The organism is Pseudonocardia sp. (assembly GCF_029263155.1).
Lineage (GTDB): Bacteria > Actinomycetota > Actinomycetes > Mycobacteriales > Pseudonocardiaceae > Pseudonocardia.
Genome location: NZ_JAJCYB010000066.1, coordinates 1 through 5,314, shown reverse-complemented (window position 1 = coordinate 5,314; position 5,314 = coordinate 1). Strand labels below are relative to the sequence as shown.

Genomic DNA, 5,314 nt, shown 5'->3' with positions numbered 1-5,314 from the left:
GAGGTCCAGCGCCGCTCCGAGCAGACGCCGTTCGGTCACGTCGGGTTCGTCGCGCCGGACTATGGTGATCAACGCTTCGAGCAGGGTCAGTCGCCGCGCCCGCAGGGTTTCCAGCAGCCGGGTGCGGTCCGCGGCCGGCGCGGCCAGCAGCGCCGCGCGCAATGGGCCTGCGTCGAGCGGGTTGAGTGCCTGCAGACCCCGGCCGAGGTGCCACACCGAGCCACCCAGCGCCGTGACGAGCGGGGTGTACTCGCCCTTGACGTCGCCGGGGATGACTGCACGCATCCCGAACGCCACGAGGCCGGCGAGCATGCGTTTGGTGATCGAGGACTTCCCGATCCCGGGTTGGCCCTGCACCCACACCCCGGTGTTGGAGACCAGGCCACAGCGCAGCCAGTGCGCGGGGTCGAGCCCGATCGGTTCGGCGGTATGCAGGTGGCGCCCGATCGGTACGCCGCGCACGTCGCAGCCCGACGGGGTGGCGAAGGGGAACAGGCCACACACCTGGCTGGTGGTGCCGGCGAACCGGTTCCCGGCCTCGACGTGCCCGGCGCGGCCGCCACCGGGGACGGCCCAGCCCCAGGAGCGGGGCACCGGATCTGTGCTGGTCATCCTTGTCCTCCGGTCAGCGTCCGCGGCGGTGCGTGAGCAGCTCGGCGGGGTCGATCCCGACGCCGAGTGCGGCGGCGAACCCGGCGGCCTGGGCGCCACGCAGGCGGCGTAGCCGCAGCTTGGACTGGCCGGCGCGCTGTTCGACGTCGGCTACCGCAGCGGGCAGGTCGTCGTCGTGCAGGACGGTGGTGGTGACGTAGAGGGTGAAGCGGCCGACCCCGGCGCCCTGGGCTTCCTCGCGGGCGGATTGCAGCGCGCGGGCGCGGTCGTCGCGTTCGCGTTGGGTCTCGTCACGGCGGGTGCGTTCGGCCCACGCGCGGCGGACCTGTCCGGAGGTGACCTCGTTCTCGACCTTCGCCGCGGCCTGCTCGGCCGGATAGGGCTGATACAGCCAGGTGGTGCGCCGCGGGAACGGGCCAGGCGCCAGCAGCGGTGCGAGCACACCCGCGCCGACGGCCTGGCGGGGGGCCTCGCGCAGCGCCCAGGTCACCGACAGCCCACCCTCGTGGCGGTAGCTGTCCCAGCGCTCCCGGGCGGCGACCGGGCCGGCGTCGCGCCAGGCCAGCACCGAATCGGAGTCGTCAAGACGGGCGATGTCGGGGCGCAGGTGCGGGTCGAACGCGGCGCGGATGCGGCCGGTGAGCCAGCCGGTGCTGGCGCGGCCGAGGATCGCGACGCCGCACGCGGCCAGGTTGTTCTCGATCGCGGGAAGCCGGCGGCCGACCTCGACCGCGGCGGCAAGCAGGTCGGTGGGCCGCGGTGTGGCGCGGGCGGGGTCGAGACAGACCGCGACCCGGGCGTCGATGTCGGCGGTGCTGGCCGGGGTGAGCTCGGCCAGCTCGTCGAGGATGCGCCGGGCCAGCGCGGGCGCCGCGGGGTCGAGAGCGCGGGCGATGTGGTCGCGCACGGTCGTCCCGCCGGCCGGGGCGGTATCGATGGTGACCGCGATGTGGCGAGTCAGCGGCAGGTAGCCCAGGTCGGCCAGCAGCGCACCCCAGGCGGCGACCCAGGTGTCGGCGCGGTCGGGGTCGGCGAGGTCGAGCCCGATCGGTGAGCAGCGCAGGACCGCCGTCAGCGTCCCGGTCCGGCGGTGCCACAGCAGGGCATGGCGGGCGCCGCGCCCGTCGTCGACGTCGAGCGGGCGCAGCGGCGCCAGCACCCCGGGCAGGTCCGCCGCGCGCGGGTGCTCGGTGAGCACCCCGGCGGACAGTTCGGTCCACCCGGCCGCCTGGGCGCGGTGGAACGCGGCTCGGCGCAGGACGACGTCGGTGGCGCTGACCCCGCCGATCCGGACCACCACCCCGGCGACGACGATCACCGACCCGGCCAGCAGGGGGAGGGTCGCGGAGGGGAACGCGGAGACCGCGAGCAGCGGGGTCAGCACGGCCAGGAACAGGGCGATCGTCGCGGCGGTCGACAGCGATCCGATGCCCCAGCCGCGCTCGGCACGCCAGTTGCCGTACAGCCGCGGGCCGCTGTCGGCGCCGGGCGGGTGGTCGACGCTCATCCGGGATCACCGCTCTCGGGCGGGCCGGTCATCCCGGCCGCCGCCCCGCGCACCACCGCGGACCCCGCGACGCCTGCCGCGCCCGCCACCGCTCCGAACCCGGCTGCTGCCGAGCCACCGGTGGCCGCGGCGGGGGCGGCGCCGGCCGGGGACGGGTTGCCGCCGAACGTGGCGTAGGAGCCGGGGCCGCTGGACTCCATCGCCGTGGCCCGGTCGACCGCGCCGCGCCCGTAACCCTGCGACATGGCCACGGCGCCCGCGGCACCCAGGAATCCCGACCCGGTGGCGTTGCCGCCGCCGATCTGGGTGCCCGACCAGGCGAAGAACTTCAACAGCACCGGCATCGCGATCACCGCGAGCAGCAGCACCATGATCCCGGTGATCATCGTGCCGGCATTCCCGGCGTGAGCGGCGCTCGGGGAGGACAGGTAGGAGAACCCGATGTAGTAGATGAACGCGGCCGCGGGCTTGTAGGCGACCATCGCGAGCAGCCAGACGAGCAGCTTGTCCAGCCAGCCCCGCGTCGAGCGGGTCAGCGACCCGGACGCGGCCAGCGGGAGCATCGCGGCCAGCACCAGCAGCCCCGCCTGGCGCATCGCCATCAGCACCCACTGCACGAGCGAGAGCACCGCGGCGATCAGCGACACCAGCAGCACCAGGAACACCGCATCCCCCTCGCCGTTGACGAGCAGGTCCTGCATCAGCAGGGCGAAGTTGCCCGCGGCGCCGTTCAGCAGCTGGCTCGCCAGCGCGTCCCCCGCGCGCAACGCGATCTGCAGCGCGACGAGACCGAGCGCGGACACCACGGCGAAGCGGATGAGCCCGGTCGCGACCATGACCAGCGGCTCGCCCTTGCGGGAGACGATGATCCGGATCGACTGCACCAGGACCGATCCCATGAGGATGATCAGAATCAGCTCGCGGGTGGCGTCCTGCGCGGCGGCGACCGCGGGGTCGCGGGGGTCGATGCTGTCGGTCTCGACCCACCACGTCGAGGTGGTCACGACCAGCTCGGCGGCGCCGCGAGCAACCTCGGCGACGATGCCCTGGAACGCCGATCCGATGGCCTGCCCGGTCTGGCAGCCAAGGTCGAACGTGCCGCACTCCTGGGCGGGTTGCGCGAGCGCGGTCATGGCGTCGGCCCCAGCAGCTGGTAGCCGGCGGTGTCCGGGTGCAGGTTCGGGCGCCGGACGGGAACCCGCAGCTGCCAGTCGTCGCCGCCCCAGCGCAGGGCGGCATCCACGCGGGAGTAGCCGCCCATCGCCCGGGACTGCGCGGTGTCCGCCAGCAGTGACACCACGACGTTGTCGCCAGCGGCGTCACCGGAGATCACGCGGAAGTACAGGGCGGTCGGGGTGAGGTCATTGCGTTCGGCCGTGTCCGGGCGGGGCAGCGTCGTTGCCAGGCGCTCCCGGGCGGCCGTGACGTCGCCCCAGCACTGCTGGACCAGCGTCGCCTCCACCACGGGCGTGCCCGCGGCTGTGGTGATGCGCGGTCCGATGTGGGTCGCGGCCAAGGCGGCGCCCAGCTCATCGTAGCTGAGCCCGATCGCCAGGCCGTCGAACTCGTGGAACGGGCCGTGCCGCTGAGACGATGCGGCGATTCCGCCTGGCACGGCCTCCAGCACGATCCGATCAGGGGCGACGACGCCGTCGGCGGGTGGTGTGGTCGCGCAGCTGAGCGTCGCGGTGAAGATCGCGGCCAGGCACAGCGCGCGTCGGAGACGGCTCATATCTGGAACGCCCCGACCAGGAGCGCGGCCACGGAGGCGAGCGCGAGGCCGCCGATCACCCACGCCGACCCGACGAGCCCCTCGTAGGCGGTGGCCGACCGGTTGCGCCGCCCGATGATCAACATCAGCGCGCAGATGAAGATGCCGAGCACCCCGGCGACGATCACTCCCCATTTGAGCCAGCCGAGCAGCTCACCCGCGAGCTCGCCGAGTCCCGGCGGTGCCACGGGTGGAGGATTGGGGACGCTGGCCAGGTTCATCGGATCCTCCCAAGGATCGACGTAGGGGCGGCCCGCCCGGGAGCCGGGCGGACCGCGGCGGGGGCGCGGGCGTCCAGCGCTGCCCGCAGGTCGTGCGCAGCGTCGGCGTAGCGGCGCAGGCTGCGGGGCAGCTCGGTGCGGGGCACGGCGAGCAGGCCGCGGACCTCGTCGAGCGGCACGGCGAGCTCGCGCCAGCGGCGCACGAACGGCAGCACGATCACCGCGGACGCGTGTGGCTCCAGGAGTCGAAGCTGCGCGGTGACCGGACGGCTCGGGCCCGACGCGTCGGCTGCGGTAATCGCTAGTACCGGCTTGCGGCCGGTCGCGGCGGCGACGAGCTGGGCGGCGCGTCCGGCGCGGATCAGGGAGTCGCCGGTCGCCCGGCACACCAGCACGTCCACCGCGCGGCCGACGTACACGCCGCGGTCGGCGGCGCCGATCGCGGTGGCGACGGTGGTCGCGCCGACCCCGCCTGCGACACCCGCGACCGACAGCCGGGTTCGCCGCGTTGCGCGCGACTCGTGGCGTGTCGCCCACGCCCGGGTCGCGTCTGCCGCTGCCGTCATCGGAGCACCTCCCTTCGTCATCGAGGAGGAAGCGTCCGAGGGGAGTGCTGCGGCTGCGTGGTCGTCGCGTGGTCACGCCGCGGCCGCGTGCGACCACATATCGACCACGGCCCGGCCACACGCGAGGGCCACGGTGGACGCCCGTCGATCGAGGAGGCTTCGGTGACGATCCGCCGTGTGGTGATCCCCGGCCGGTCCGCACGCGAAGAGCGCCGCTGGCAGCCGGTCGAGAACCTGTGCTGTCCGGTTTGTCGCCGAGGGGTTCGGGCTCAAGCCCCCGGCTACTGGAAGGTCGCTGACGGCCCGGTGCCAAACTGGTCGCACCGCGACGGGCGGGCGCTGTGCCGCATCCGGACCGACGACGGCATACGCGTCGTCGACCCCGTTCCCCGGCACACGACACGCCCTCTGCGGGTCGATCGGCGGGGCGGGCCGGCGGCGTCGCAGCGCACCTGACCGCGACCGTAGGAGGCGGCATGCAGCACGGATGTCGACTTGAGCTTGACCCCTGGCGGCGGACACGTCACCTGAGGTGGACCCGGTCCGCCAGGGAGGATGTCGTTCGTGCCTGCACCTCACCCGCCGGAGTTCCGGCGTCGCGCTGTCGAGCTCGCCCGTCTCGGCGAGCAACCGATCT

At 74.1% G+C, this 5,314-nt stretch carries 5 protein-coding genes and 1 pseudogene; all 6 read right to left on the bottom strand.

From position 1 onward, the window contains the following. Positions 1–612 (bottom strand): annotated as a pseudogene (locus tag Q1K26_RS12845) (hypothetical protein); the annotation flags it as partial. A 13-nt stretch (positions 613–625) separates the two neighbouring features. Beyond that, positions 626–2,119: an SCO6880 family protein gene (locus Q1K26_RS12840; protein ID WP_300011131.1), complete on the bottom strand. Its 1,494-nt coding sequence runs from the start codon at positions 2,117–2,119 to the stop codon at positions 626–628. Further along, positions 2,116–3,252, bottom strand: coding sequence for a hypothetical protein (locus Q1K26_RS12835; protein WP_300011128.1), 1,137 nt, complete (start codon positions 3,250–3,252; stop codon positions 2,116–2,118). Before Q1K26_RS12835 ends, Q1K26_RS12840 begins: the two co-directional genes overlap by 4 nt. Further along, positions 3,249–3,851, bottom strand: a complete 603-nt coding sequence (locus Q1K26_RS12830; RefSeq protein WP_300011125.1) for a hypothetical protein — start codon at positions 3,849–3,851, stop codon at positions 3,249–3,251. The genes Q1K26_RS12835 and Q1K26_RS12830 overlap by 4 nt, the downstream gene beginning before the upstream one ends. Beyond that, positions 3,848–4,111: a hypothetical protein gene (locus Q1K26_RS12825; protein WP_300011122.1), complete on the bottom strand. Its 264-nt coding sequence runs from the start codon at positions 4,109–4,111 to the stop codon at positions 3,848–3,850. Before Q1K26_RS12825 ends, Q1K26_RS12830 begins: the two co-directional genes overlap by 4 nt. Then, positions 4,108–4,677 carry a hypothetical protein gene (locus Q1K26_RS12820; protein WP_300011118.1) on the bottom strand — a complete coding sequence of 190 codons (570 nt, stop codon included), beginning with the start codon at positions 4,675–4,677 and terminating at the stop codon, positions 4,108–4,110. Before Q1K26_RS12820 ends, Q1K26_RS12825 begins: the two co-directional genes overlap by 4 nt. Between the last annotated feature and the right edge of the window lie 637 nt (positions 4,678–5,314).

Coding starts and splice junctions, on each gene's coding strand:
- Q1K26_RS12840 (WP_300011131.1), bottom strand. CDS start 2,119: ATGAGCGTCGACCACCCGCCCGGCGCCGACAGCGGCCCGCGGCTGTAC.
- Q1K26_RS12835 (WP_300011128.1), bottom strand. CDS start 3,252: ATGACCGCGCTCGCGCAACCCGCCCAGGAGTGCGGCACGTTCGACCTT.
- Q1K26_RS12830 (WP_300011125.1), bottom strand. CDS start 3,851: ATGAGCCGTCTCCGACGCGCGCTGTGCCTGGCCGCGATCTTCACCGCG.
- Q1K26_RS12825 (WP_300011122.1), bottom strand. CDS start 4,111: ATGAACCTGGCCAGCGTCCCCAATCCTCCACCCGTGGCACCGCCGGGA.
- Q1K26_RS12820 (WP_300011118.1), bottom strand. CDS start 4,677: ATGACGGCAGCGGCAGACGCGACCCGGGCGTGGGCGACACGCCACGAG.